At 39.4% G+C, this 23,096-nt stretch carries 23 protein-coding genes; 5 read left to right on the forward strand and 18 right to left on the reverse strand.

The genetic code is table 11. The features are described 5' to 3' along the window. Nucleotides 1-65 precede the first annotated feature (65 nt). Complete coding sequence (locus KQ486_RS14695; RefSeq protein ID WP_246569225.1) at nucleotides 66-347, forward strand: hypothetical protein; 282 nt, start codon at nucleotides 66-68, stop codon at nucleotides 345-347. Here KQ486_RS14695 and KQ486_RS06775 read toward each other — a convergent pair. From KQ486_RS06775 to KQ486_RS06835, 13 genes are all read right to left on the reverse strand, one after another. Next, on the reverse strand, nucleotides 336-1,109 hold the full coding sequence (locus KQ486_RS06775; RefSeq protein WP_216687131.1) for a M15 family metallopeptidase: 774 nt from the start codon (nucleotides 1,107-1,109) through the stop codon (nucleotides 336-338). The genes KQ486_RS14695 and KQ486_RS06775 overlap by 12 nt on opposite strands. 83 nt (nucleotides 1,110-1,192) lie before the next feature. Next, the gene (locus tag KQ486_RS06780) at nucleotides 1,193-1,444 is read right to left on the reverse strand and encodes an IDEAL domain-containing protein (protein ID WP_246569226.1); all 252 of its coding nucleotides are present in this window, start codon (nucleotides 1,442-1,444) and stop codon (nucleotides 1,193-1,195) included. 233 nt (nucleotides 1,445-1,677) lie between these two features. Next, on the reverse strand, nucleotides 1,678-2,274 hold the full coding sequence (gene wrbA / locus KQ486_RS06785; protein WP_144162648.1) for an NAD(P)H:quinone oxidoreductase: 597 nt from the start codon (nucleotides 2,272-2,274) through the stop codon (nucleotides 1,678-1,680). Nucleotides 2,275-2,392: 118 nt separating this feature from the next. Next, nucleotides 2,393-2,686 (reverse strand): AzlD domain-containing protein, encoded by a 294-nt coding sequence (locus tag KQ486_RS06790; RefSeq protein WP_144162646.1) that lies wholly within the window; start codon nucleotides 2,684-2,686, stop codon nucleotides 2,393-2,395. Beyond that, nucleotides 2,683-3,417, reverse strand: a complete 735-nt coding sequence (locus KQ486_RS06795; protein ID WP_311379127.1) for an AzlC family ABC transporter permease — start codon at nucleotides 3,415-3,417, stop codon at nucleotides 2,683-2,685. The genes KQ486_RS06790 and KQ486_RS06795 overlap by 4 nt, the downstream gene beginning before the upstream one ends. 25 nt (nucleotides 3,418-3,442) lie before the next feature. Further along, the gene (locus KQ486_RS06800; protein ID WP_216687132.1) at nucleotides 3,443-4,228 is read right to left on the reverse strand and encodes an ABC transporter substrate-binding protein; all 786 of its coding nucleotides are present in this window, start codon (nucleotides 4,226-4,228) and stop codon (nucleotides 3,443-3,445) included. A 66-nt stretch (nucleotides 4,229-4,294) separates the two neighbouring features. Next, nucleotides 4,295-6,046 carry a methyl-accepting chemotaxis protein gene (locus KQ486_RS14610; RefSeq protein ID WP_216687133.1) on the reverse strand — a complete coding sequence of 584 codons (1,752 nt, stop codon included), beginning with the start codon at nucleotides 6,044-6,046 and terminating at the stop codon, nucleotides 4,295-4,297. A 24-nt stretch (nucleotides 6,047-6,070) separates the two neighbouring features. Continuing rightward, the gene (locus tag KQ486_RS06810; protein ID WP_216687134.1) at nucleotides 6,071-7,075 is read right to left on the reverse strand and encodes a SpoVR family protein; all 1,005 of its coding nucleotides are present in this window, start codon (nucleotides 7,073-7,075) and stop codon (nucleotides 6,071-6,073) included. 113 nt (nucleotides 7,076-7,188) lie between these two features. Continuing rightward, a complete protein-coding gene (locus KQ486_RS06815; RefSeq protein ID WP_216687135.1) occupies nucleotides 7,189-7,419 on the reverse strand; it encodes a hypothetical protein in 231 nt (76 codons plus the stop codon). A gap of 110 nt (nucleotides 7,420-7,529) precedes the next feature. Continuing rightward, on the reverse strand, nucleotides 7,530-8,147 hold the full coding sequence (locus tag KQ486_RS06820; RefSeq protein ID WP_216687136.1) for a YhcN/YlaJ family sporulation lipoprotein: 618 nt from the start codon (nucleotides 8,145-8,147) through the stop codon (nucleotides 7,530-7,532). A 134-nt stretch (nucleotides 8,148-8,281) separates the two neighbouring features. Next, complete coding sequence (locus KQ486_RS06825) at nucleotides 8,282-8,983, reverse strand: ABC transporter ATP-binding protein (RefSeq protein WP_186278605.1); 702 nt, start codon at nucleotides 8,981-8,983, stop codon at nucleotides 8,282-8,284. A gap of 23 nt (nucleotides 8,984-9,006) precedes the next feature. Further along, nucleotides 9,007-9,990 carry an ABC transporter permease gene (locus KQ486_RS06830; RefSeq protein WP_216687137.1) on the reverse strand — a complete coding sequence of 328 codons (984 nt, stop codon included), beginning with the start codon at nucleotides 9,988-9,990 and terminating at the stop codon, nucleotides 9,007-9,009. After that, a complete protein-coding gene (locus KQ486_RS06835; RefSeq protein WP_216687138.1) occupies nucleotides 9,990-11,180 on the reverse strand; it encodes an ABC transporter permease in 1,191 nt (396 codons plus the stop codon). The genes KQ486_RS06830 and KQ486_RS06835 overlap by 1 nt, the downstream gene beginning before the upstream one ends. Before the next feature lie 128 nt (nucleotides 11,181-11,308). On the opposite strand from KQ486_RS06835, the gene KQ486_RS06840 reads away from it, so the two are divergent. Next, the gene (locus KQ486_RS06840) at nucleotides 11,309-11,458 is read left to right on the forward strand and encodes a hypothetical protein (protein ID WP_186278604.1); all 150 of its coding nucleotides are present in this window, start codon (nucleotides 11,309-11,311) and stop codon (nucleotides 11,456-11,458) included. Nucleotides 11,459-11,542: 84 nt separating this feature from the next. On the opposite strand, the gene KQ486_RS06845 is transcribed toward KQ486_RS06840, so the two are convergent. From KQ486_RS06845 to KQ486_RS06865, 5 genes are read right to left on the reverse strand one after another with little or no spacing between them, the layout of a single operon-like run. Further along, nucleotides 11,543-13,036, reverse strand: a complete 1,494-nt coding sequence (locus KQ486_RS06845; protein ID WP_216687139.1) for an anti-sigma factor domain-containing protein — start codon at nucleotides 13,034-13,036, stop codon at nucleotides 11,543-11,545. A 6-nt stretch (nucleotides 13,037-13,042) separates the two neighbouring features. Next, a complete protein-coding gene (sigI, locus tag KQ486_RS06850; RefSeq protein WP_216687140.1) occupies nucleotides 13,043-13,774 on the reverse strand; it encodes an RNA polymerase sigma-I factor in 732 nt (243 codons plus the stop codon). 38 nt (nucleotides 13,775-13,812) lie between these two features. After that, entirely contained in the window at nucleotides 13,813-14,760 is a 948-nt protein-coding gene (locus tag KQ486_RS06855; RefSeq protein ID WP_246569227.1) for a S1C family serine protease, read from the reverse strand. Nucleotides 14,761-14,786: 26 nt separating this feature from the next. Continuing rightward, nucleotides 14,787-16,802 (reverse strand): ABC transporter ATP-binding protein, encoded by a 2,016-nt coding sequence (locus KQ486_RS06860; protein ID WP_216687141.1) that lies wholly within the window; start codon nucleotides 16,800-16,802, stop codon nucleotides 14,787-14,789. Beyond that, nucleotides 16,795-18,546 (reverse strand): ABC transporter ATP-binding protein, encoded by a 1,752-nt coding sequence (locus tag KQ486_RS06865; protein WP_216687142.1) that lies wholly within the window; start codon nucleotides 18,544-18,546, stop codon nucleotides 16,795-16,797. The genes KQ486_RS06860 and KQ486_RS06865 overlap by 8 nt, the downstream gene beginning before the upstream one ends. A gap of 501 nt (nucleotides 18,547-19,047) precedes the next feature. Between KQ486_RS06865 and KQ486_RS06870 the strand changes: the two genes are divergently transcribed. Genes KQ486_RS06870 through KQ486_RS06880 form a run of 3 tightly spaced genes read left to right on the forward strand, consistent with a single transcriptional unit; the run spans nucleotide 19,048 to nucleotide 22,830 of the window. Next, nucleotides 19,048-20,577, forward strand: a complete 1,530-nt coding sequence (locus KQ486_RS06870; protein ID WP_216687143.1) for a spore germination protein — start codon at nucleotides 19,048-19,050, stop codon at nucleotides 20,575-20,577. An 8-nt stretch (nucleotides 20,578-20,585) separates the two neighbouring features. Then, nucleotides 20,586-21,698 (forward strand): GerAB/ArcD/ProY family transporter, encoded by a 1,113-nt coding sequence (locus KQ486_RS06875; protein WP_216687144.1) that lies wholly within the window; start codon nucleotides 20,586-20,588, stop codon nucleotides 21,696-21,698. Then, nucleotides 21,682-22,830 carry a Ger(x)C family spore germination protein gene (locus KQ486_RS06880; RefSeq protein WP_216687145.1) on the forward strand — a complete coding sequence of 383 codons (1,149 nt, stop codon included), beginning with the start codon at nucleotides 21,682-21,684 and terminating at the stop codon, nucleotides 22,828-22,830. The genes KQ486_RS06875 and KQ486_RS06880 overlap by 17 nt, the downstream gene beginning before the upstream one ends. Nucleotides 22,831-23,096 lie beyond the last annotated feature (266 nt).

Raw genomic sequence — 23,096 nt, forward strand, 5'->3', positions numbered from 1 at the left:
AGTGAAGAATTAAATCAAATATTAGTTTAACTCACAAACCGCACTCAAACTAGAGTGCGGTTTATTTGACGCTTACGTTTGTCGAGCGGTTAGAACCGTTTGTTGAGCGGTTCCATGCGTTTGTCGAGCGGTTCCATGCGTTTGTCGAGCGGTTCGACGCGTTTGTTGAGCGGTTCCACGCGTTTGTCGAGCGGTTCCATGCGTTTGTCGAGCGGTTCGGCGCGTTTGTTGAGCGGTTCCATGCGTTTGTCGAGCGGCTCGACGACCAGCTAAGTGTCGATAAAAAACCAGTCAAACAGAAAAACCCGAGCGATTTAATCGTTCGGGTTTATGGCTTATTCAACTAAACCAAAAAATTTCTCAATCGTTTCACTTTGTTCATGGATGCTTGTTGCGATCTCTTGACCAACGTATCGTAAATGCCACGGTTCATAATTGTATCCAGTAATATCACTCTTTCCTTTCGGATAACGGATCACAAAGCCGTGTTCATGCGCATTTTCAGCAACCCATTGTCCTTCAGGAGTTTCTTCAAATGCTTCAACTAAGTCAAACGCAACGGAAGCTGTAGACACATCCATCGCAAGTCCTGTTTGATGTTCGCTGTGTCCTGGCTTCGCAGAATACTGATCGGCATACTCTTTTCCGTTAACTTCGACACTGCGGTTATACAGATACTCTTGCGTTTCATATCTGCGGTAACCCGAGACGGCCACTAATTCAATTCCGTCATCTTCAGCAGCTTCAAATAATTTTTCTAAAGCTAACGCTGCAGGCTCTCGTAAATGCTTCCGCTCTTGATTGACCGCTTGAAAGGCAACATCTGGTATCATCAAGTCTGGCGGTTCATATCCTTCTGGAAGTTTGCGCTCTTTATTCACGATGACTTGTACGGATTCTGGTTCACCGACGACAGTGACACCATCCGAATTCACTTCACCCGAAACCGCTTCTGCATAATTCAATCCACTAATTGTGATTTTTTCTTTCTCGAACTGTTCTGTTTGCAACTCACTCAATGAATTTGCAGTTTTATCTTCGTTCATCGAACAACCTGCAAATAATAGTGCAAATAGAGATATAACGACCATTATGTAACCAAATCTCATGTTGTACCCTCTTTACTAATCAAATTTAATTCTTTTTTATTGTAACAAAAAAAGCTACTCGAAAGTAGCTTTTTTCGTGAGTCTTATTCATGAATGACATAGACTGCATACTGTTTACTCAATCGGTAAAATTCTTCTTCATTCTGACTGTCAATCGCAGCGTCAATTCGTTTTTCCAAATACTCTTTATTCCATTGATAAATTGCTTCATCCAAAATTAACCTTGCTGCTAATTTAATCTCATAATTCATGTCTTTCCTTGCCATTATCGGTAAGTGTCCATTGGAAAAATGTAAACGTGATAGTTTATAGGAGCTAAATTGCTTTTTCATCATGGTAATGCCCCCTTATCTCCTTTTTAATAGTTTACCCCAAAAACCACATGAATTGCAATAATTTTCTGACTATAACAAGTTTGAAAAATCCCTGGCAATTCCATATTGCCAGGGAAAAGTCCTCTGTTGGGAGAGAGGTGTATAATGAACTTCGCCATTGCGAAAGGTTCATCTAAGCTGTATATCATATTCATTAGGATGATCTTCCCTGTTTATGGGGGTCATTCAAAACTTTATGAATGAATTTGTTTTGTAATAGTATACGCTCTTTTCGCTTGATGTTTCACAGCTTTTTCAACATCATCTTGGAGATTTCCTTCTCCATCCACTGTCGAGCTTGTGCCATAAGGGTTTCCACCAGCTGCGAAAACTTCTTCAGCGGAGTAACCTGGCGTTACAACAATCGCTCCCCAATGGAACATCGATGTATAAAGTGCCGTTAATGTTTGCTCCTGTCCACCATGTGGATTTTGAGCAGATGTCATTGCAGTTACGACTTTATTCACCAATTTTCCTTGAGCCCAAAGTCCTCCAGCTTCATCAAGTAATTGTTTAACTTGAGCAGGCACATTTCCGAAACGTGTTGGTACACTGAAAACAAATCCGTCTGCCCAATCAAGATCGTCTGTACTCGCCTCTGGGACATCCTTGGTTTCTTCGTAATGTTTCTTCCAATTTGGATTACTTTCAATTGCTTCCATCGGTGCTGTTTCGCGAACTTTAAGTAATTTCACTTCTGCACCAGCTTCTTTTAAAGCTTCTTCAGCCCACTGTGCCAGTTGATAGTTAGCACCCGTGGAACTATAATAAATTACTGCAATTTTTGCCATAAGGAAAAACTCCTTCCAGTACTTTTCTTCTCAAATAAAGCCTTCCCCGGAAACCGTTGGATTAAACGGATTCCAGGGAATCTTTATCTCAAGATATGAAAGGATAAAAAATAACTGATTAGATGGTCAATAAATAAACGGTAACAATCGCACCAACGACTGAAAAAATAACGTTCACATTTAACAGTGCAATCGCAGCTGCTACAAGACCTCCTGTAATTCCGATCCACGGAGCATCTTCAATGACAGTCATGATTCCTGGAAAAATCAATGCGCCTAGCGCAGCAAAAGGGATTGCATTCAGCCATTTATTTAGCCATGGCTTTAACGCAAGTCGGTCCATAATGAATGCTGGTATGAAGCGTGGTACCATAGTCACAATCGCCATACCGAGTATCGTCAGCATAGTCATTGTGCATCATCCTCCTCCATCATTGGTATCGCAATTAAGCTGCCAACAACTGTAGCGAGAACAATCGCCCAACCTGTTTCAAGACCGACGAACTCACTGAACATATAATTAAGCAACATACTGACCACTGCAACTACACCAATTCGCCATTCTTTTTTGACGGAAGGAGCCAACAAGCCAATAAACATGGCATATAACGCAATGCCCATACTGTCACTCAGTTGCTTAGGGATGATCTCACCCAAAAGTGCCCCTGCAAAACTACCCGCAACCCAAGAAAAATAGGCCGTCAGAATTAAGGCTAAATAAAAAAACTTACTATTTTCTTTATGCGCCTCTTTTTTATGTAATGCGGAAACAGCAAAGGTTTCATCCGTCAATCCGAGCGAAAGACCGAATTTCCACGGTACAGAATAATGCTTTAGTTGGTTCATGAATGACATACTCATAATAAAATGCCTGAAATTCAAAACGAAAGTAGCCACGACGATTTGTAAAAACAATGCGCCTTGAGCTATCATATTCGCTGCCATAAACTGAGCTGCTCCTGCGAAAACAAGTACACTCATCATTGTTGTTTCAAAAATCGTCAATCCTGACTGGCTTGCTAGCACACCATAAGCGATAGCGATCGGCATATAACCGAGAAAAATAGGCATTCCTGCAACAGATCCTTGCTTAAATGCTGTGCCAATGGATTGTTGTGTTTGAACGACTGCTTCTTCTTTCACTAGGTCTCCCCCTATTTTCTTACAATTAATCTGTGCCGAATATTTCCGGATGGAGTATTGGGGCAAGTTTTTTTAACCCTTCCAATAATCTTGGAGAAGGGCGACAATACAAGTGTTCTTCAAGAACATGAATACGGTCTTGTTGAATCGCTTCAAGTTGATTGGCACCTTTCCGCTTCTTAATAATTTTTGGATTCATTTTAGCTTCTTGAACACCAACCCACACCATACAAATATCATCTGGATCTTTCTCTAGCACTTCTTCCCATTCAACTTGGATGCTGGCATCAGCATAGCTAGAGAATACGTTTTCTGCACCTGCCAATTCACTAATATAACTTAACCAATTTTTACGACCCGGTGTAAAAATCGGTTTTGGCCACCATTCCCAGTAAATTCGTTTTTTCTTCGGCACTTCACGTGCTTTTTCTTTGTAAAAATTAATTGTTTCATGATAATGATTGTATACGCGTTGAGCCCGGTCTTCATACCCGGTCAACTTTCCCACTGTCAAAATATCTTCTCCAATTTCATTCAATGAATTTGGATCTAAAATAACATAAGGAAGATTTCGTTCTTTTAATCCTTCTATATTTTTCTCCATACCTGGAACACTTAAAGAAGCTAACACCAAATCCGGCTGTAATCGTTCCACTGCATCCATATCGACACTCAAATCACGCCCTACTTTCGGAAGCTCATTCACCGCTTCCGGCCAATCAGAATCATCGTCCACACCGACCACTAAATCCATTAAATCCAAATAGGCCATAATTTCGGTGTTGCTCGGACAAATAGATACGATGCGCATGTTTTCATCCCTCCAGTAAATAAAAAGAAAAGACTGCTCCACACAGTCTTCAAATGTATTCATCTATTATAAACGAAATTTTTCTACTTTTCTATTTAATTCTCCAGCCAATTGATTTAAGTCGTTAGCAATCGTCGAAATTCCGTCCATTGAATGACTCGCTTGCTCAACGGAAGCCGCCGTTTCTTCGATCCCTGAAGCTGATTCTTCTGAAATGGAAGCAATTTCTTCCACTGAACCACTCATGTTCACACTTTCGTTTAAGACATCCTGTAGATTAGAAGTAATTTCTTGAATTTGTTGGCTCATCTGTGTAATGGCTTCATCAATTCCTTTGAATGTTTCTTGTGTAGAATGAATTTGTTTTGTTCCCTCCGTTACCTCTTTATATCCTGATTGCAACGATTCTGAGACAACGTTCGATTCTTTTTGGATGTTAGAAACGATTGATGTAATGTCACTGACTGAGTTTCCTACTTGTTCCGCAAGCTTTCTCACTTCATCTGCTACAACAGCAAATCCTTTACCATGCTCTCCCGCACGAGCCGCTTCAATTGCTGCATTTAATGCGAGTAAGTTCGTTTGGTCGGCAATATCTTTGATCACCTCAACCAACTGAGAGATTTCACCGGATTGTTTAGCAAGCCCGTTCACCTTAGTGACAGAATCTTCAACAATCGCATGAATTCGATTCATTTGAGCTACCGAGTCTGCCATTTTTTCCCTACCTGATACAGATAAGCGCATCACTTTTTCCGAGGTAGACGACATCTGCTCGCTATTTTCAACCGAATGGTTCATTCGCCCAACTAACTTTTCTGTCAGCTCAGATATTTGTGAAGCACTTTCAGCTTGTGTTTCCGAACCGGAGGATAATTCTTCCATAGTTGAGGCGATTTGTTCGCTACCTTCTTTTAAAGACTCAGCTGCATGCTTCAATTCATCGGATTGACTGGTAATCGATTGGTTCGAGAAATTGACGTCATGAATGATTCCATGCAAACTCGCTTTCATCGAATTAATGGATTGAGCCAAATCGGCAATCTCATCTTTTCCTTTTACAGAAACATCTGTAACACTTAGGTTCCCTTTTGCCACTTCATTAGCAACAACCTGTACAGCATGTATATTTTTACGAATTCGTCGATTAACGACTATCAACAACAGAACAGCCATCATAACGGCTAAAACAATTCCGATCATTAGTGCGAGTTGCATTTGTTGAAACGAAGAACTCATTTCATTTTTTGACTGTTCAAATTCAGCTTGAACCGACTCTGTTAATTGGGTGAGTAGTCCGACTGCATCTCGGCTTATGATCGTGGCTTTCATCCGGCTCGAAATGGCATCCTCCTCGTTTCGTCCTTCTACATTAGGGATAATTTCTTCCTCAACTATTGCATTGATCTCTTGATTAATCGTCACTACTTGCGTTAACAAAGTCTCTTGCTCTTCATCTAAGTATTGGCGTACATTTTCTTCTATGTTTTGAAAGGTTTGGTTTAATTCTTCATATTGACTGACATAGTCATTTGTTTTAAAGGTAATATAATCTCCAAGCAATCCATTTTTCGCCCGAAAAGCAGATTCCATGTTACCGATATCGATTGCGACACTTGTTTTTGTCTCTTGCTCATTCAGTTTTGTTTCGGATTGAGAAGAGAGTATGTAAACAATTCCGGAAGCAACGACGAAAAAGAGCATAATCGTAATCACAATCCATGCATACTTTGCGCCGAGTGAAATCCCCCTTGTTTTAACTGGTTTCTTCTTTGATTTTTTGTAAGGTAGTCCCCTGTTCTTTTTTTGTTTTTCCACCAATCTCCCCTACTTTCTAAATCGTTATTTCTCTGGCTTGATATAAACTCTCCCGCCCCAAAGAGTTTGTAACTGTTGACGGATTTCTTGAAAGGAAGCTTTGTTATGTATGTCTTGTGCTTGATAGTAAACCGTCAGTTCTCTCGTTTTCTCCGTTTTTAAGCGGTCTACCTTTAATATCGGATAGAGGTTGAGATTTGATAGGTTAATTAAAAATTTTTTTACTATTTCATAATCTCGTAGCTTTTTTTCATTCGTAAACATTACCGCAATGTTTTCATCATGATGGATTGTTTGCGTGTACGCTCGATGAATCAAGTCTGCATCGTTAAATGTCTCGATGGCTTGATTGATTTCCGGTTCAGTCAATTGCTGCAAGAGGGTCCTTCCTAAATCCTGTAGTCGTATACCTGTCGGCCGCCTTTTCATTTGATTAAATAATAAAGCTCCTTCAATTGCTTCCTTTTTCGACAACACATTTGCCATAATTTCCATTTGTTTTAAGCTTGCCCAACCTTCGCGCAAGAGAGATGTTGAATGTTGTATGTATTGCTGACGAAATCGTTTTTTTATGATTTGTCCCAAATCTCTTTGCCACGGAAACAATTTGTTATTCGTTTCTAATATGTATGTGTATAAGTTGTCCGGCTTTTGTAAGGTTGTAAAACGAATTGCCTCAAACGCCTTGATCAATCGGTTGACATCGTCTGTTTCATATATTTCTCGATAAGATTGGATGGCTTGACCTACAGGGTGGGGATATTTTTTTGTATATTGATTTCTTCTATAAAAATCAGCATAGACCATTCCTCGAATAATCGCCAGTTTTTTTTCACTATTATTCAAATATTTCGACACCATTATAATCAACTGGCCTTGTTCACCTATGGTTACGGTGCTCGGTAGTTGATTTTCTCCATATAGCGAGGAATATGTCGCTGGAAGTTCATTCACATAGGTAAGATCGATCTGGTCAACTTGTAGACCTAGATCTATGCTTACCGATTGGATTTGCGAAAAATCGTTCACTGAAACTCGCCTCCCTTTTGTTACATTTATATGAGCGTGTGTACACGTAAAATCAATTCTAAGCATTTTTTAAAAATAAGACTCTGTTAAAATCCATGATTGAACTTGTGATTTCACGATTGGTTTCTCCATGATTTTTCGATGGCTTTGCGCAATTTTTCGATGGCTTCGTTTGATTTTTCGGCGGCTTCACTCGACTTTTCGACGGCTCCACGCGTTTTTTCGACGGCTTCGCTCGGTGTTTCGACGGCTTCACTCGACTTTTCGATGGGTTCGCGCTGTTTTTCGACGGCTCCACTCGACTTTTCGACGGCTTCGCTCGGTGTTTCGACGGCTTCGCACATTTTTTCGACGGCTCCGCTCGGTTTTTCGACGGCTTCGCTCGAACCTTTAACAGAGCCAAAAATAAAAAAGAAACCAGCATTGCGCGAGCTGATTTCTTTCTTCGATATGGTTAGTTACTATTTTCATGATCTGGAAAAACACGTCGAATCATATCATTCATTTCTTCGAATAATCCTTCGACCGGTTCACCATTGTCAATACTTTCGGCGTAATCATTCAAAGATCCTGCGAAATCAGGATTCGCTGTAATATACACATCGTCAACCCGATTACTGGATGTTTGAACAATATCCGTAATTTGATCGTTTAATTGTTGTCCGACATCATTTTCGTTTCCATCGGTGTTCTGATTACTCCCTAAATCAACCGCAACATAAGCGTTTTGACCATCCGTCATGACGTTTGCATCCTCAACACCATCGACATTATTAACAATCCGTTCAGCAATTCCCTCGGCCATCTCAAAGTTATCTTGCTGATTCCCAATACCAAAATCATCATCATTGGCATCGGTCCCTCGATGTATTCTGTCTTGGACACCATTTCCGTTTCTGCTATTGTTCATTTGAAACCCTTGACCTCGGCCATCCTGGTTGTTTGTATCATTATACCTTGTTTGTTCATAATTCGTTTGGCCGTCTTCATTCCCCATTCCAGTGTCATCTGTCTGACAAGCTGCAAGCAACATGACAATGGCGAAGAATGCCGCCATCAAATAGATACGCATAATAAAAACTCCTCCTTTCACGATATTACTCGTTAGTATGGAGTGAAAAGGAGGAAATATGCTTGATAGACGTTTTCCAATATCTTCTAATGTTCAGTTAGAGACCCTATACTGCGCTGCGTGTGTACTCCTTATCAATACCGATGAAAAGAGATCATTTTTTGAAGAGCAGAAGAAGTATCCGGCAATTCAATGTGATCGTGAACAACTTCATCAACAGTGGCTTCGTGCAATAAATCTCCATTTTCCATTAGCCACATTTTATCTGCCAATTCATGGATGACTTGCCAATCATGTGTGACAAAAACAATTGTAACTCCTCGGCTATTTAAGCGATTTAACCAGTTGAGCATATCGTGTTTGGCCGCTAAATCCACACCGACAAAAGGTTCGTCCAAAAACACGATTTTCGGTTGTTGGATCATACCGACAGTGAGATTTACTTTTCGTTTCATTCCACCGCTTAGTTCATCGATTCGTTTATTCCAAAAATCTTTTAATTGTAAGGTTTCAATCATTTCATTCATGAAAGGATTCGTTTTGCTGCCTATCATTTTTTGATAAAAACGAAGATGCTCCTTCACAGTCAAATTTTCAAATAACGCTAATTGCTGTGGAATATAACCGATTGCATTTTTTCCTGACAATGAATCATCATAGGTAATGGTTCCGCTACTTGGCTGGATGATCCCGGCCATTAGCCGCATGAGCGTTGACTTCCCCGCTCCGTTTGGCCCAAAAATTGTCAGTCGGTCTCCCGGTTGAACGGTGGCAGAGACACTTTGGATTAAATCACTTTTTCCCTTTTGGTAGGAAACGCTATTCAACTGAAGCATAATCTCACCTCTCTTTAAAATGGCTATACCAATAACCATGTTGGTATAAATAAATACATCCAGTCACTTTCAATGATTTTCCAATCGGCCAACAGAAAAATAACAAATGAAGCTACACTATAACTGATCATCCAAGCATACATCGTCCATTTCTTTTTCACGATTTCAAAGAAAATAAAATAAATAAGCACCGTACCGAACGGGATTAAATATGCCCACTTGACTACTGGTATTTCCATCAGTTGTGTAGCCATTAAAAAGATACTGTAAGTAATACCAAAAACTCCGATTAACCAAGTTAAGTAAAAGCGACCAGATCGCTGAACCATTTGAAGTCGTTCTAACACTCCGTCAGCACGCCACTCATATAAAAATTGTGTAAAATAGCCAATCAGCATCGAAATATACAGCCATAAGAGGATAAACAGCAAGTGGTCTCCTGATTCATCTACTGTTGCTGACCTATCTTCAACACCACTGATATGCTCGAATTTCATTTCGAAAATCGGACGCGGTTCAAAATACCGCAATCCATATTCGTAAACTTCTTCCCAATCCGCTTCAGGTTTATATTGAGTAACAACCGATGCTGCTTCCGCACGAACCACTCGACTCATCAATGCTGAAGCGAGCTTTTCTTTAAATAAGCCGTCTACATAGCTATTTTCAGTTCGATACCACGTAATGATCTCATCTGTTTGTCCAGATAAGATATTCGCTTCCATGTTGTCATTGAAAACAAAGATTGCTTCTGCCTCACCTGTTGACAATAAACGAAGATCCAACGTATCCATCCTGGAAACTTGAAAAGGTTCTTCATCGATTTCATTTAGCAATTCATCTGTAATCTCTTGGTCTGTCTGATCGACAACCGTAATCGGAACCGATACCTGACTCACCGTATCCTTGATTGTCGGATAAATAACCAACCCGAATAGGATTGGAATGATGACGACTAACACCCAGGTCGTTTTTCTTTTCAAAATCGACTTCCATATCATAAACATCAGCGTTGCACCTTCTCTCTAGGCAACCCATTCAATAAAAGAATGATTCCAATACCGACCAGTATAAAAACCCATTCGACCCATGGCCACTGGTTATGCGCCAAAATAGATACAAAGCCCGTATACAAGCTGCGTAGAGGCATCAGCCAAGTAGCTTGTAAAAATTCAGGGAGATAAGCTGGTGGAATAATGAAGCCATTTACAAAAAGGAATGCAATCGAAATAAGTATAAAAACAAACCACATACTTGCACGTTCCTTGATCAAACGACTAGTGACCATAAACAATCCAGCAAATATAACCGCCAAGCTAAACCATTGGAGGATATACAGCCAGCTAAATGACAAGTACGCTTCAAACTGACTAGATACAATCCATATCAACATACATAAATAGATCCAACTAAACGAAACATGAAACAAAAAAGTTGCCAATCGTTGTTTAGATTTGGTCACGGAAATCAATTGCAATCGCTCTTGAATGGCGTGGTTTTCCTTTGGTTGAAAAAGACTCGCCAACAATATGTACGTAAGAAAATAAACAATCAATATACCGGTTAGGACGGCTTGGTGATTCCAGCTGAGTAAGCCACTTGAAGCTCCTTCACGCATATCAAAAAGATCGTTTCTTCCTAATGCCAAAAAAGTAAAATGGATGGTATTTTGTTGGAGTACATCACTTCGCTCTTCTCCCTCTAAGTCGCTACTATAGAAATGGTGAACCGTGTTGACACCCGCTTGTGCTGAAGTGATATAAGATTGTCCACTTTCCAAAAACAATTGAGCCAACTGGGAACTAAATGGTACTTGATCGTTCAAATAAATCGTTATATTTTCATTTTCACCGGAGCGGAGCTGTTCCGTAAAACCTTCTGGAATCTGGATAATTGCAGCTGCCTCTTTTGGATTTTGGATGTGTTCTTGAAGATTCGTTCCACCGTCTATAAAATGAATTTGTTCTGCCAATGTTTGATCGCCGGCCAGTTGATTGATGAGTGCCTTCGTTTCAAACGTTTCATCTTCATCAATGATGACCATTTCAACTTCTTCAAGATCTTCTTGAACAGATGAATAAACCACGAACCCAACAACGATCAATAAAGCAACTGGTAATAATAACGTAACTAACAAAAGAGCCGGTGACTTCCAAAGTCGTTTCCATTCATTTATCCATAGATGATATAACAACATTCACCGCCCCTCTCTTTTTTGCAATATGGAACCATTATAGTATATTTTCACTTCCCCGTTAACTTTCGAAAAAATTCTGATCCGTTATTTTGAGTATCAGGAATATTTTATGAAGACAGAGCGCCTGAATGCATAGAGTAATAATTCTGATTAATGATGAAGGCGCTCTAATTAATGTTGAAGCATTCCACATTAATGAAGAAGACGAGGAAATTAACACCGCAGCATTGCAAAGTCGCCAACAGTTAGCGAAGGATTTCAACGTAACGGTAAACTAAAACCCGTACGAATGATTAAAACTCTTCAATCAATCATACGGGCGCTCTATAATGATCATCCTCGCTTGAGCTGTTAAATCATCATTATTTACCGGATGGATTCCCTCGATTTGATGGGTGATCATCATCCTTATTTGATGGGTGATGATCTGAATGCTTAGCAGGTTTGTTCCCTTTTGACTTTGATGAATCAGTCCCTGTATGTTGGTTATTATTCTTCCCCTTTTTTGACGGATGGTTTTCTCCCTTTTTTGACGGATGACCTTTTCCCTTGTTAGATGGGTGATCATCTCCCTTATCGGAAGGGTGGTCACCCGAAAGATGAGGCGGGCCGTGTCCTCTTGAGTTAGAAGGATGGTCGTCGTCTTTTTCCGATGGATGACGCCCACCTTTATTTGGAGAATTATTTTCTTTACGATCTGAAGCATTCTCCCTCTTTTTGTTGGATGGGTGATCTCCCCCTTTACTGGATGGATGATCTTTTCCTTTATTTGACGGGTGATCTTCCCCTCTATTGGATGGATGATCTTTTCCTTTATTTGACGGGTGGCCTTCCCCTTTATTAGATGGATGATCTTCTCCTTTTTCAGATGGATGGCGATCTCGATCAGCTTCATTTTTTTCTGCTGATTCATTATCTTCAAGCGATTCTGTTGATGAGTTATCTTGATTGTCCTGTTTCTTTTGCAGTCCAGGCGGAAGTGCTTTGTCTTCTTTTATTTTCTTCAATAATCCTGGTGGCAGCGAATCGGCATTTGAACGTTTAATAAATCGTTTCAACATCTCCACTTTTTGTTCATGATCTTCAGCTCTAAAACTTCTGCTTTTTCTTGTCGCTTTACTCTCTCGCTCAGCATTTTCTTCATCCGTTGAAACATCCAAGTCAACAGGAGCAGCGCTTTCTCCTTCTTCATAGTACGTCTTCAATGTTTCACTGGCATATGTTAAATTCATTGATTGATTTTTATGATGTGCCTGTTTACGAACATATTCCGGTATTGTAAACATGGCCACTTTAATATGATCGTTGTAGTCATTTAGTTTGTCGGAAATCTGTCCAAGCAGGTCGGTTTCGTCTTCATCATTCAAATAACTGATCCCTAGCATGACTTCATGCTCTTTTTTTAGGTAACCTAACTGATCACTCTTTTGTATGATTGTCTCAGCCAAATCCACTACCGACTCATCCTGCCATGTCAGATCATTGATTAATGCAGTTCCTTCTTTATTCAAGCCTTTTATATCAATGACTTCATCATGATGATTGACCGTCAATTCGATACTTGGGTTAATATCGATGCTGACATAAGCTTCGGCTTTGTTTGGTTGACCCATCCAAGAATATATCGGAAAAATAAGTAATAAAATAAGTGCAACTGCGGTGCTTATGCGTATGGATGGATGCTTGAATAAGTTATTAATCATCGATTGAGCGGATTGGCGCTCTTTGAATGGTGGTAAGATTGCTTCTTCCCCAATTTCAACATGATTGACAGGCTTTGTTTTCTGAAAATCACCCTCTTCAGTCAACACAATGGCATATGACTTCCTTTTTTCGATCAATACACCCTTAATCATTTCTGCTCACACCTCCTTTACATATTCTTTCAGATACATAAAATCTTCATTGAGTAATACGAATACAGCAAGAATGTATTTTCGGTTACGCTCAATCGTTTTTTTGCTGACGTCAACGAGAGGTAAAATCTTTTTGATCGGCAACCGCTTTTTTTCCATAACATATTGGCGAATTTCTGGTTGCCCATAGATCAACTTTGCAATTTTCTGCGCTTGTTTCTTCGTATCTTCATGCTTCGGTGAAAATTTCACCAATTCCGCAAAAGATAGCTTATATTCCTGTAATTTCTCATTATATTCTTCAATTTCAATCTGGCGGTTCCAAGCATGCTCGCTTTCGATAAATTGATTCGTTGAGAGTTCAGAAACGCTTTTTTCTTCCGTATACGCTTCATTCGATTGACCGGAATATTCAAGTGGAACGGTTTGACGATGATGCTTCTGTTGACGAATGTAATCAATTACTTTTCTTGAAATCACCAGACGAGCGAAGGTAAAAAAAGAACTACCCTTCCCCTCATGGAACGAATCAATGGCTTCGTTAAAAGCAATTAAACCAATACTGAATTCATCGTCTTGCTCTTGATCAATATACCTTTTGCATACTCTCGACACACTGGTCGCGATGAAAGGCTGATAGTCTTCAATCAGGCGATGACGAATCTGTTCGTCTCCAGCTTGGGCTTGGAGAACCAGTTGCTCAAGGGTTGTGTCATCTCTCTTTTGACCTCTGAACACCCCTCATCACTCCCAACTCCCTATAGTTTTCGAAACTATTATTCACGATTAGACTGTTCTTCATCAGAATGTTCATTGATTTTCGGTAAAATGGTATCGCCTGTTTGTTTGAGTAGGGCTTCAATAGGAATGGCTAATCCGATTCGACCGTGTTCTGAATCTTCTTTTGTCGCATAAATCACACCGACAACCTGGCCATTTTCGGTGATGACAGGACTTCCGCTATTCCCTTTATAAACAGGCGCATCAAGCATGTAAGCCTCTACGTCAATGGATACAGCATCTGTTTTTCCAATAACAGTTCCCTCATTGGCAATCCCGCTAAACCGTAGCGGATTACCGATAAAATAAATCGGTTGATTCGTTAAATCTTCTGGTTCTTGATTGACCTCAAGATAAGGAAACTGATCTCCTTCTAAATCCAACACAGCTAAATCAATTTCTTCGTATGTATGCAAAACTTCAGCAGCATACGGACCTTTTTCATTCATATAAACCCATAACTGTTCACGGTCTTCAATGACGTGATGATTCGTAATCACATAACCTTCCGGATGAACGGAAAAGCCAGTACCCTTACTATTACCTGTATCCACTAACGCAATAGACTGCTTATACGCTTGCATTTCTTCATCCAAGAGTAACGTTACGGACGTTTGCAGGAAGTCGATTGCAGGGATGGAAAAGATTCTTGGTAAAGCCGCTCCCAAATTGATGACCATAAAAACAGCAATAAGCCAAAAAACCCATTTCGGAAATGGGCGTCTTGGCTTGCTGTCATCGACTGTTTGTTTTCGTTTTCCTCTATGCTCATGAATGATTTCACGAATCTCATCTTCATGAAGTTCCTCATACAAATCTTGTTCATCTGCGGTTTCAGGAAGAGGTTTTTCATTCATTGAATTCTCTTCCTGGGAAGTGTGATCGTCTTCCGCTTGCGTTGGTCTATGATGATTTTGGTGATGATTTTGGTCTTTGTCACTCATCGTTTTTCCCTCATTTGCAAAACGTCTTAGGAAACACTTTCCGGCTGCCTGCCATGTTGCATTTCATACATCTTAAAGTATTCGCCTTTTTCTTTCAATAACGTTCGGTGTGTCCCTTCTTCTAATATTTTACCATGTTTTAAAACAAAAATTTGATCGGCTTGTTGAATGGTTGATAAACGATGCGCAATGACCAATGTTGTCCTTCCTGTTTTTAAGATATCCAGCGCTTTCTGGATCATTGTTTCCGTTTCTGTATCGATGTTTGCGGTTGCTTCATCTAAAATGAGGATGGCTGGATCAAACGCCAACGCTCTGGCAAACGATAACAGTTGTCGTTGACCTGTTGAAAATTCATTCCCCTTCTCCTTCACTGGTTCATCGTATTGAAGTGGGAGTTGTTCGATAAATGTATTTGCGCCGACAGCTTTTAACGCTTGAATCGCATCTTTTCGTGAAATAGATGGATCATTCATCGTAATATTAGAAAGTATCGTTCCTGTAAAAATGAATGGGTCCTGAAGAACAATCCCAATATGCTGCCGCGTTTCTTGTCTTGATCCGTGGGTGATATCCTTCCCATCAATCCGAATCACTCCATGTGTCGAGTCGTAAAAACGGAATAATAAATTCATGATTGTGCTTTTCCCTGAACCTGTATGTCCCACGAAGGCAACAGTATCTCCAGGATTTACATTAAACGATATATCTTTAAGCACATATTCGTCCTTTTCATAGGCAAACGAAACATGGTCGAATTGAATGGCCCCTTCATAGCGCGCTGAAGGTTTTTCTTCAACTTCTTCCCCTTCAACATTCAATAATTCAAACACCCGACTACCGGAAACACGTGCTTGCTCTAATTGTGGCAGCTGGCTAATGATTTGTTCCACTGGTTCGAATAATCTGGTTAAATAATCGACGAATGCATACAACACACCAGCCGTTACGATGCTTGTGGCATTTAAAGACGCACCCCCAAAGTACAAGATAAACACAACGAAGGATAAATTTCTGAGTAGGTCGACGAGGTTAAATGATGAGTAAGACGTAAATGTGTTCATCCGTGTTTGGAAATCTCTTTTCTTTTCATTTAAGACCTCGAATTCACCCTTCATTCGCTCTGTCTGGTTGAAGGCTTGAATGATTGGCATGCCTTGGATGGATTCATTAATATTCGCATTGATTTGACTGTTTGTTTCACGGATGACTCGATTGTATTTTCCTCCCACTTTCTTATACACCTTCATCCAAACATATAAAATCGGCAAGAGAACAAGACAAATGGCCGCCAATTTTGCGTTCAATAAGAAAAGTGCAATAAATATGCCAGATATATAAATAAACCCAGATGCAAATACTTCTAACACCCGTTCATATAACTCTTTGATCGCTTCCGTATCATTTGTCACTCTTGATAATATGGTTCCCGCCGGTTGATCGACAAAATAAGAGACCGGCAGCCGTTGAATATGTTCAAATGCATCACCGCGCATTTTTTGAACAATCCGATTCGATACATACTGCAGCAAGTACGTTTTGTAATACAAAAAGATCGATGCAATGAGGATGAGGCCCATATATAAGCCAAGCAGCCATAAAATCGGCTCAATTTCTCGTTTAAAAAATAGAAACACATCATTAGGCGTCAGCTTCTCACCTGTTGTGTGCATTAAGCGATCTTGATATTCGAACTGAAATTGTCCATTATTGCTATCAACTAGCTTTGCATCTAAAGGCACACGTTCATGTAAAAAGTAGAACGATAGGCCATCTTGAAACAATGTAAAAACTTGGGTTTCCCCCTCGCCATGAAGTCTTTCTAATTGAAGCCCATTGTAAGTGATCGCCGACTCATCTTCCGATTCCACATAATGATTGGCAACAGCTACAATATGGTCATCAATTAACTTCTTGGCGATAAATGGACCGGTCAACTCCAATGCAACCGCTATGATCAAACAAAAAAGGCCGATGAAAATTGTTTTCTTGAATTGCATCGCATACTCAACTAATCGTTTTTCTGTTGAGGGATTATTCATCCTGATTCCCTCCTTCCATTTGTTGTTTTTTGTATTGAGAATAATACCAGTTATTATTGTGCATTAATTCTTTATGACAGCCACGTTCAGTAACTTTTCCGTCTTTGAGCACGATAATTTCATCGGCATGTTTGACTGCGGATAATCGGTGTGCAGCAATTAATGTCGTTTTTCCTTTTCGTTCCTCTTTCAAATGTTGAATGATTTTGGCTTCAGTCTGACCGTCGACTGCCGATAACGAGTCATCTAGAATCAAAATCTCGGGATTTTTAATAAGTGCTCGCGCAAGTGATACCCGTTGTTTTTGGCCACCGGATAGTGTTACCCCACTCTCTCCGACGAGTGTGTCGAGTCCCTTCGGCAGTTCTTCAATATCCTTTTTTAACGAGGCCATCTCTAAAATTCGGTAGATCTCTGCATCGGTAGCATCCTCTTTTCCAAACAAAATATTTTCTCGAACTGTTTTAGAAAATAAAATATGGTCTTGGGGTACATAACCAATCCAATGACGTGTTTGTTCTAACGCATAATCTTGAATTGGATTGTCATTGATACAGACACTTCCTTTATCACATGGTGGATATTCTCGTAATAGTTGGCGGAACAAAGTCGTTTTACCTGCACCTGTTTTCCCAACAATACCAACCGTTCCTCCTTGGTTGATGTGCAGGAAAACATCCTTCAAGCTAAAATCGGCTGCATTCGGATAGCGAAATGAAACATGATCAAATGTAATCTTTTCTACATGCTTAGCTTGAGTTGGATTCAAAGGATCCGTCACATCCGCTTTCTGGGATAATAACTCTCCCGTACGATCTAAAGAAGCATTTCCTCGTTGCATGACATTGATCAGTTCGCCCACTGCGAACATTGGCCAAATCAACATGCCTAAAAAGATATTAAACGTGACTAGTTCGCCGATAGTTATGACACTTTGCATGACAAAAAAAGCTCCATAACCAATCCCAATCGTATAAGAAAGACCGACCAATACTTTGATCGTTGGTTCAAAAAGCGCATCTAACTTCGCAACTAAAATGTTTCGTTGAAATACATCCTCTGCTTGTTCTTTAAACCGTTCGGTATCCTGGTTTTCTTGCACGAATGCTCGGATGACCCTAACACCTTGAATCGATTCGAGTGTATTATTATTCAAATCACTAAACGCCGACTGTGCGTCCATAAAACGCTCATGAATTTTTTTGCCGTACTTTTGCATGATCAGTGCCATAATCGGTAAGGGAATGAGTGCAGCAAATGTTAGTTTCCAATTGATGACAACCGCCATGACACCAATAATCAGTGCCATAAAAATAGTTGCATCGACTAACGTTAATATGCCGAAGCCTGCGGTCATATTCAGTGCCCGAAGATCATTCGTACTACGAGCCATCAAATCTCCCGTTCGAAATCGTCCGTAAAAAGGCGATGTCATTCGCATAAAATGGTCCATTAGCTTTGAACGCATTTTCTTCTCTAATAATATCGCCCGTCCGAATAATGTGTAGTCCCAATAGATCGATAACAAATAACTGACCACCAATATGGAGATAAACAGAACAACATAATAGGTGAAATCCTCCTGTGTGAGTCGGTTATATTGAATTAAATCAATGACCCGACCGACGAGTATAGGCGGAATAACACCTAATATATTGACAACAATCAATGCCGAAATGGCTAACGTATATTTCAGCCATTGCTCCTTAAAATACCATGATAATTTTTTGAATACGGAAATCATTTGATTCCCTCCTTTTAAACCCCTTCTTAATTACTTAGGTAATTGCGACTTGCTGTGTTCGATTTTTAAAACATGCGCAAAAGTGTACTCAGCAACCTAATTTTTGACACAAAAATGCCGTGGGGAATATAGCCCACGGCATGCGCATTCGATTAAAAGATTAATCAACAATTCGATATTCTTTCATCTATTAGGCAACATAATAAAAATGAATTTACAAGATGATTAAGGATATGAATTGCTTAATCACGATCGACTCCAGCAAGGTCACGGACTTTTGTTGTACTATAAAATTTCACTTTGTTCATCTGTTTAATGGTTAACATTCCCCTGACCTCCTTTAATTTGTTTGTTGATAAGAGTATAACCATTAAAAGTTAAGAATTCAACTACTTTTTCAAAAAATATAAAAACTTCAACGATACCATTTAACGCCTTCCTTACATAAATCTCCGTTCAATTCACATACTACGTGGCAAAGGATAGCAAAGGGAGACTTTTATGAAGCGGAAATCAATGAAGAAAAAACAACAAAGCCTATTTCCTTGTACATTGGAAGAATTGCAGACGGAACTCAAAGAAAAAGCGATGAACAATAACCCGGATTTTGTGATGAAAATCGTTGAAACGGAAAGTGAGCAACGAATTGGATTTTATTTTTTGTATACGATTGTTAAACCACAAGTATTATACGATCAAATTATTTCACCCGTACAAAAAGCCAAGATGACATTAGACATTCAATCCATCGATCATATGATTGTGTTACCGGATTCAAAACAAAAAAGCAATTTAGATGAGATCGGACAACTTCTCATTCAAGGCTCTGTATGTATTTACATCGAAAACGATCAAATGAGCCTCTTGCACTCTGTACCGCTACAAGAACACCGTTCAATTGAACGTGCTGAAACAGAATCACTCATTTTCGGTCCACAAATTGCTTTTACGAATTCCATTGGAACCAATTTAAATATGATTCGGAACATGGTCGACACACCTCATCTAAAAATCGAAAAGTTCATTATCGGCAATCGAATTCCGACCGAAGTTCAAATGATGTATATGGATGACATTGCAAATGACGAAAATGTGATTGAATTAAGAAATCGTCTCACTTCCTTGCGTACAGAAGATGTGATGAACAGCGCGGTATTGAGTCAACAAATTGAAGATAATCCATATTCGATTTTCCCACAATTCATGGTCTCTGAATTGCCTGATCGATTTAGCTACAGTATAAAAGAAGGAAAAATAGGTATTCTCGTTGATAACAGTCCTTCAGGAATTATCGCGCCCATTACATTTTCTAGCTTCTTTGAATCAACAGACGACATTTATGGACGATGGATTATTGGTTTTTTTACACGCTTAATGCGCATGTTTGCCATGATTGTGTCCATTACATTAACACCGATCTATGTGGCCGCACTTACCTTCCATTATGAAGTGATTCCAGAGGCACTGCTACTGTCACTCGGTGAATCACGTAATCGAGTTCCATTTCCACCATTGTTGGAAACTCTAATATTGGAAACGATGATGGAATTCATTCGGGAAGCCGGTGCTCGGTTGCCGACAAAGGTAGGCCAAACGATGGGTATCGTCGGAGGGATTGTCATCGGACAGGCAGTCGTCCAAGCTGGATTTACGAGTAATATCTTGATTATTCTTGTTGCACTCAGTGCACTCGCGTCCTTTACGACACCTGATTATGTCATGGGGTCTTCTTTACGGATTTTGCGTTTTCCAATCATCATATTTGCCGGGTTTTTGGGATTCGTTGGGTTCTTTTTCATGTTAGCTTTTATCATTATTCATTTACTGAGACTTCGTTCTTTGCATCGCCCATATACAGCGCCAATCTATCCATTTCGTTTTACAGATTTTGACCAGTCACAAGTTCGCATTCCATTTGTTTTAAACAAGGAACGCCCCGTCTCCAATTTACCGAAAAAAACAGAGCGACAAGGGAGAAACTCTCACAACCACCCTTTGTTTAAGACAAGAGGAAAAGACATCGATGAATAGGTGATCAAATGAAGAACCCTCTTAATATTCCAGAGCATCTAAAATTTCGCGCAAGTTATTTATTCTTTATTTTATTCAATATTTTGATAGGTGTCGGTGTTGTTGCGTTGCCACGACGAGTTTTTCAACATGCAAAGCAAGATAGTTGGCTCGTGATCATCATTACTGCAGTAATCGCTCATTTACTATTGGCTATCATCATTTTTATTCTGAAAACTTATAAAGGTACAGACTTATACGGGATTTTACAGGAAACATTCGGCAATTGGTTGGCTAAGGTGTTTGGCTACTTGTTCATTGTTTATTTTTTCATTGTTTATTTAAGTGCACTTACTAAATATACCGAATTTATTGTGGTGTTCATTTTCCCGCAGCATTCAAGATTTATTATTGGCTTCTTGATGACAATTTTAATAGCTTACTGCATTTACGGAGGAATACGCGTCATTGTAGGAGTTTGTTTTCTCTTTTTCTTGCTGTCATTTTGGCTCAACGGGGTGCTGGCTGTTCCTGCTACCATGATCGATACGAATAATTATTTCCCCTTATTTGAGATTGATCGAAATGGATTATTTAACGGCTTACTCGTTTCGGCCTATTCTTTTCTTGGGATTGAAGTTTTATGGTATTTGTATCCCTACATCCGAAACAAAGAAAAAACGATGCTGTATAGTCAATTAGGCCTGTTTGCCACTGTGATTGCCCTATTAGGATATGTAATTATTTCGATTGGCTTCTTTGCACCAAAGCAACTAGAATCACTGATTTGGCCAGGATTTGTCATGTTTAAAGTTATTTCTTTTTCTGTTTTTGAACGGCTTGATATTTTTGCTGTTTCATTTTGGAAGTTTATCATCTTGCCGAACTTAATCTTATATGCATGGTTAATGACGCGTAGCTTAAAACGAATCAAACATATTAAGCAAAAACATTCAATCTGGGGCATTATTATTCTCTCTTCGATAGGATTGCACTTCATTGATACGCAGCGACAATTGGAGCATCTTTTGAAAATTGCCGACTATTCTGGTTTATTCTTTACATTTTTATTTCCTATTCTCTTACTTCCTTTTGCAATCATTAAACGAATCAGGGGTGCTAAAAATGAAAAACAAAATTAAGAAATTTTTAATCATAGTTAGTACCTTCATGCTATTGACTGGCTGTGCTCAAGAACGCATTTTAGAACAATTGGGAATTATCACTGCGATCGGTCTTGACAAAGGAGAAGAGGAACGAGAAGTGTTCGGTTCTTTTGTAACCTACAAGTTTAGCCAGCAACTAAGCAATGAAAGTACCCCCATTTACTCATATGGAAGGACAGCTAGAGATGCTTATAACCAAGCTTTTTCAAAAACAGCAAAACAGTTGGTTACAGGACAATTAAGAGCCGTTCTTTATGGACCGGAGCTAGCAAAAGAAGGAATTTGGCCTCATTTAAATGGGCTGCAACGAAACCAGTTTGTTACCGATTTATTATATGTTACGGTAACGGATATGCCCGCAAAAGAAGTGCTTAGTGCACAAATATATGAAGAAGCTCCTAATGTCGGTATATATATATATAAACTCCTGGATCAAGTGGTCGGTAAAGAACAAATTATTGATAGCAGTTTACATGAATTCACTAAAAATTATATGAAAATCGGTGCCGATCCAATTACACCGGTTCTATCCAAAAAAGACGACCGTGTTATTGTCACAGGACTTGGCCTATTCCAAGATGATCGACTCATGGAAATCATTGATTTAAGAGAGGCATTTTATGTCCGTTTGATTCTGGATGAATTTAAAGCTGGGGAACTACAGGTTGAGTTACCCACAGAAAACTACCGACAATTTATGGAGGATTTCGATCCATCACCTGAGGAAGAATCCTTTGAAATGACAGTACAACAAGTCAGAAGTAGTTCTACTATTACGGTGAAAGAACCAGAAAATAACCGTTTTGGATTGGATATCAATTTCGAAGGCGAAATTAGAGAGCTTAATAAAGAGATAGATCTGGAAAGTGAAGAAGTCATCCGCATGCTTGAAAAGGATCTCTCGAAAATAATTGAAGATAATATTACTAAAATTTTAGAAAAAACACAAGAACTGAATGTGGATTCTTTTGGTTTCGGAACCTTTTGGAATTCCACTTTTAAAGGAAATAAGAAATTGTCAGAGGAAGAATGGAGAAAAGAATATCCGAATTTCCAATTTGATGTCAATGTAAAAACAAAAATACTGCGACATGGAATTACGCAGTAAACGATCATACTGTCGGTTTGATACTGATTTAGAGTGTTGTATTTTATTCTTGGAATCAGCACACGTAGACACCAGCAATCAACTAAATGTAGCTACGACTGCTAAAATTGGCTGTTGACTGATGAAGATTGACTGCTGACTGCTGAAGTTGGCTGACCCAAGCAAGAGTTAGCCTATTAATTGCTAGACCTATTGCCATATAACTTTTTAAATTGAAGAAAGCAGCCACGCAGCCCGCGGTATAGAAGACACTGCGATGTATCGTA

The organism is Allobacillus halotolerans (assembly GCF_018967645.1).
In the GTDB taxonomy this organism is placed as follows: Bacteria; Bacillota; Bacilli; order Bacillales; family Alkalibacillaceae; genus Allobacillus; species Allobacillus halotolerans.

Coding starts and splice junctions, on each gene's coding strand:
- KQ486_RS06875 (WP_216687144.1), top strand. CDS start 20,586: ATGAAGAACCCTCTTAATATTCCAGAGCATCTAAAATTTCGCGCAAGT.
- KQ486_RS06880 (WP_216687145.1), top strand. CDS start 21,682: ATGAAAAACAAAATTAAGAAATTTTTAATCATAGTTAGTACCTTCATG.
- wrbA (WP_144162648.1), bottom strand. CDS start 2,274: ATGGCAAAAATTGCAGTAATTTATTATAGTTCCACGGGTGCTAACTAT.
- KQ486_RS06840 (WP_186278604.1), top strand. CDS start 11,309: ATGCATAGAGTAATAATTCTGATTAATGATGAAGGCGCTCTAATTAAT.
- KQ486_RS06815 (WP_216687135.1), bottom strand. CDS start 7,419: ATGTGCGAAGCCGTCGAAACACCGAGCGAAGCCGTCGAAAAGTCGAGT.
- KQ486_RS06775 (WP_216687131.1), bottom strand. CDS start 1,109: ATGAGATTTGGTTACATAATGGTCGTTATATCTCTATTTGCACTATTA.
- KQ486_RS06835 (WP_216687138.1), bottom strand. CDS start 11,180: ATGTTGTTATATCATCTATGGATAAATGAATGGAAACGACTTTGGAAG.
- KQ486_RS06800 (WP_216687132.1), bottom strand. CDS start 4,228: ATGCGCATCGTATCTATTTGTCCGAGCAACACCGAAATTATGGCCTAT.
- KQ486_RS06870 (WP_216687143.1), top strand. CDS start 19,048: ATGAAGCGGAAATCAATGAAGAAAAAACAACAAAGCCTATTTCCTTGT.
- KQ486_RS06865 (WP_216687142.1), bottom strand. CDS start 18,546: ATGATTTCCGTATTCAAAAAATTATCATGGTATTTTAAGGAGCAATGG.
- KQ486_RS06825 (WP_186278605.1), bottom strand. CDS start 8,983: ATGCTTCAGTTGAATAGCGTTTCCTACCAAAAGGGAAAAAGTGATTTA.
- KQ486_RS06790 (WP_144162646.1), bottom strand. CDS start 2,686: ATGACTATGCTGACGATACTCGGTATGGCGATTGTGACTATGGTACCA.
- KQ486_RS06780 (WP_246569226.1), bottom strand. CDS start 1,444: ATGATGAAAAAGCAATTTAGCTCCTATAAACTATCACGTTTACATTTT.
- KQ486_RS06860 (WP_216687141.1), bottom strand. CDS start 16,802: ATGAATAATCCCTCAACAGAAAAACGATTAGTTGAGTATGCGATGCAA.
- KQ486_RS06855 (WP_246569227.1), bottom strand. CDS start 14,760: ATGAGTGACAAAGACCAAAATCATCACCAAAATCATCATAGACCAACG.
- KQ486_RS06830 (WP_216687137.1), bottom strand. CDS start 9,990: ATGTTTATGATATGGAAGTCGATTTTGAAAAGAAAAACGACCTGGGTG.
- KQ486_RS06820 (WP_216687136.1), bottom strand. CDS start 8,147: ATGCGTATCTATTTGATGGCGGCATTCTTCGCCATTGTCATGTTGCTT.
- KQ486_RS06845 (WP_216687139.1), bottom strand. CDS start 13,036: ATGATTAAGGGTGTATTGATCGAAAAAAGGAAGTCATATGCCATTGTG.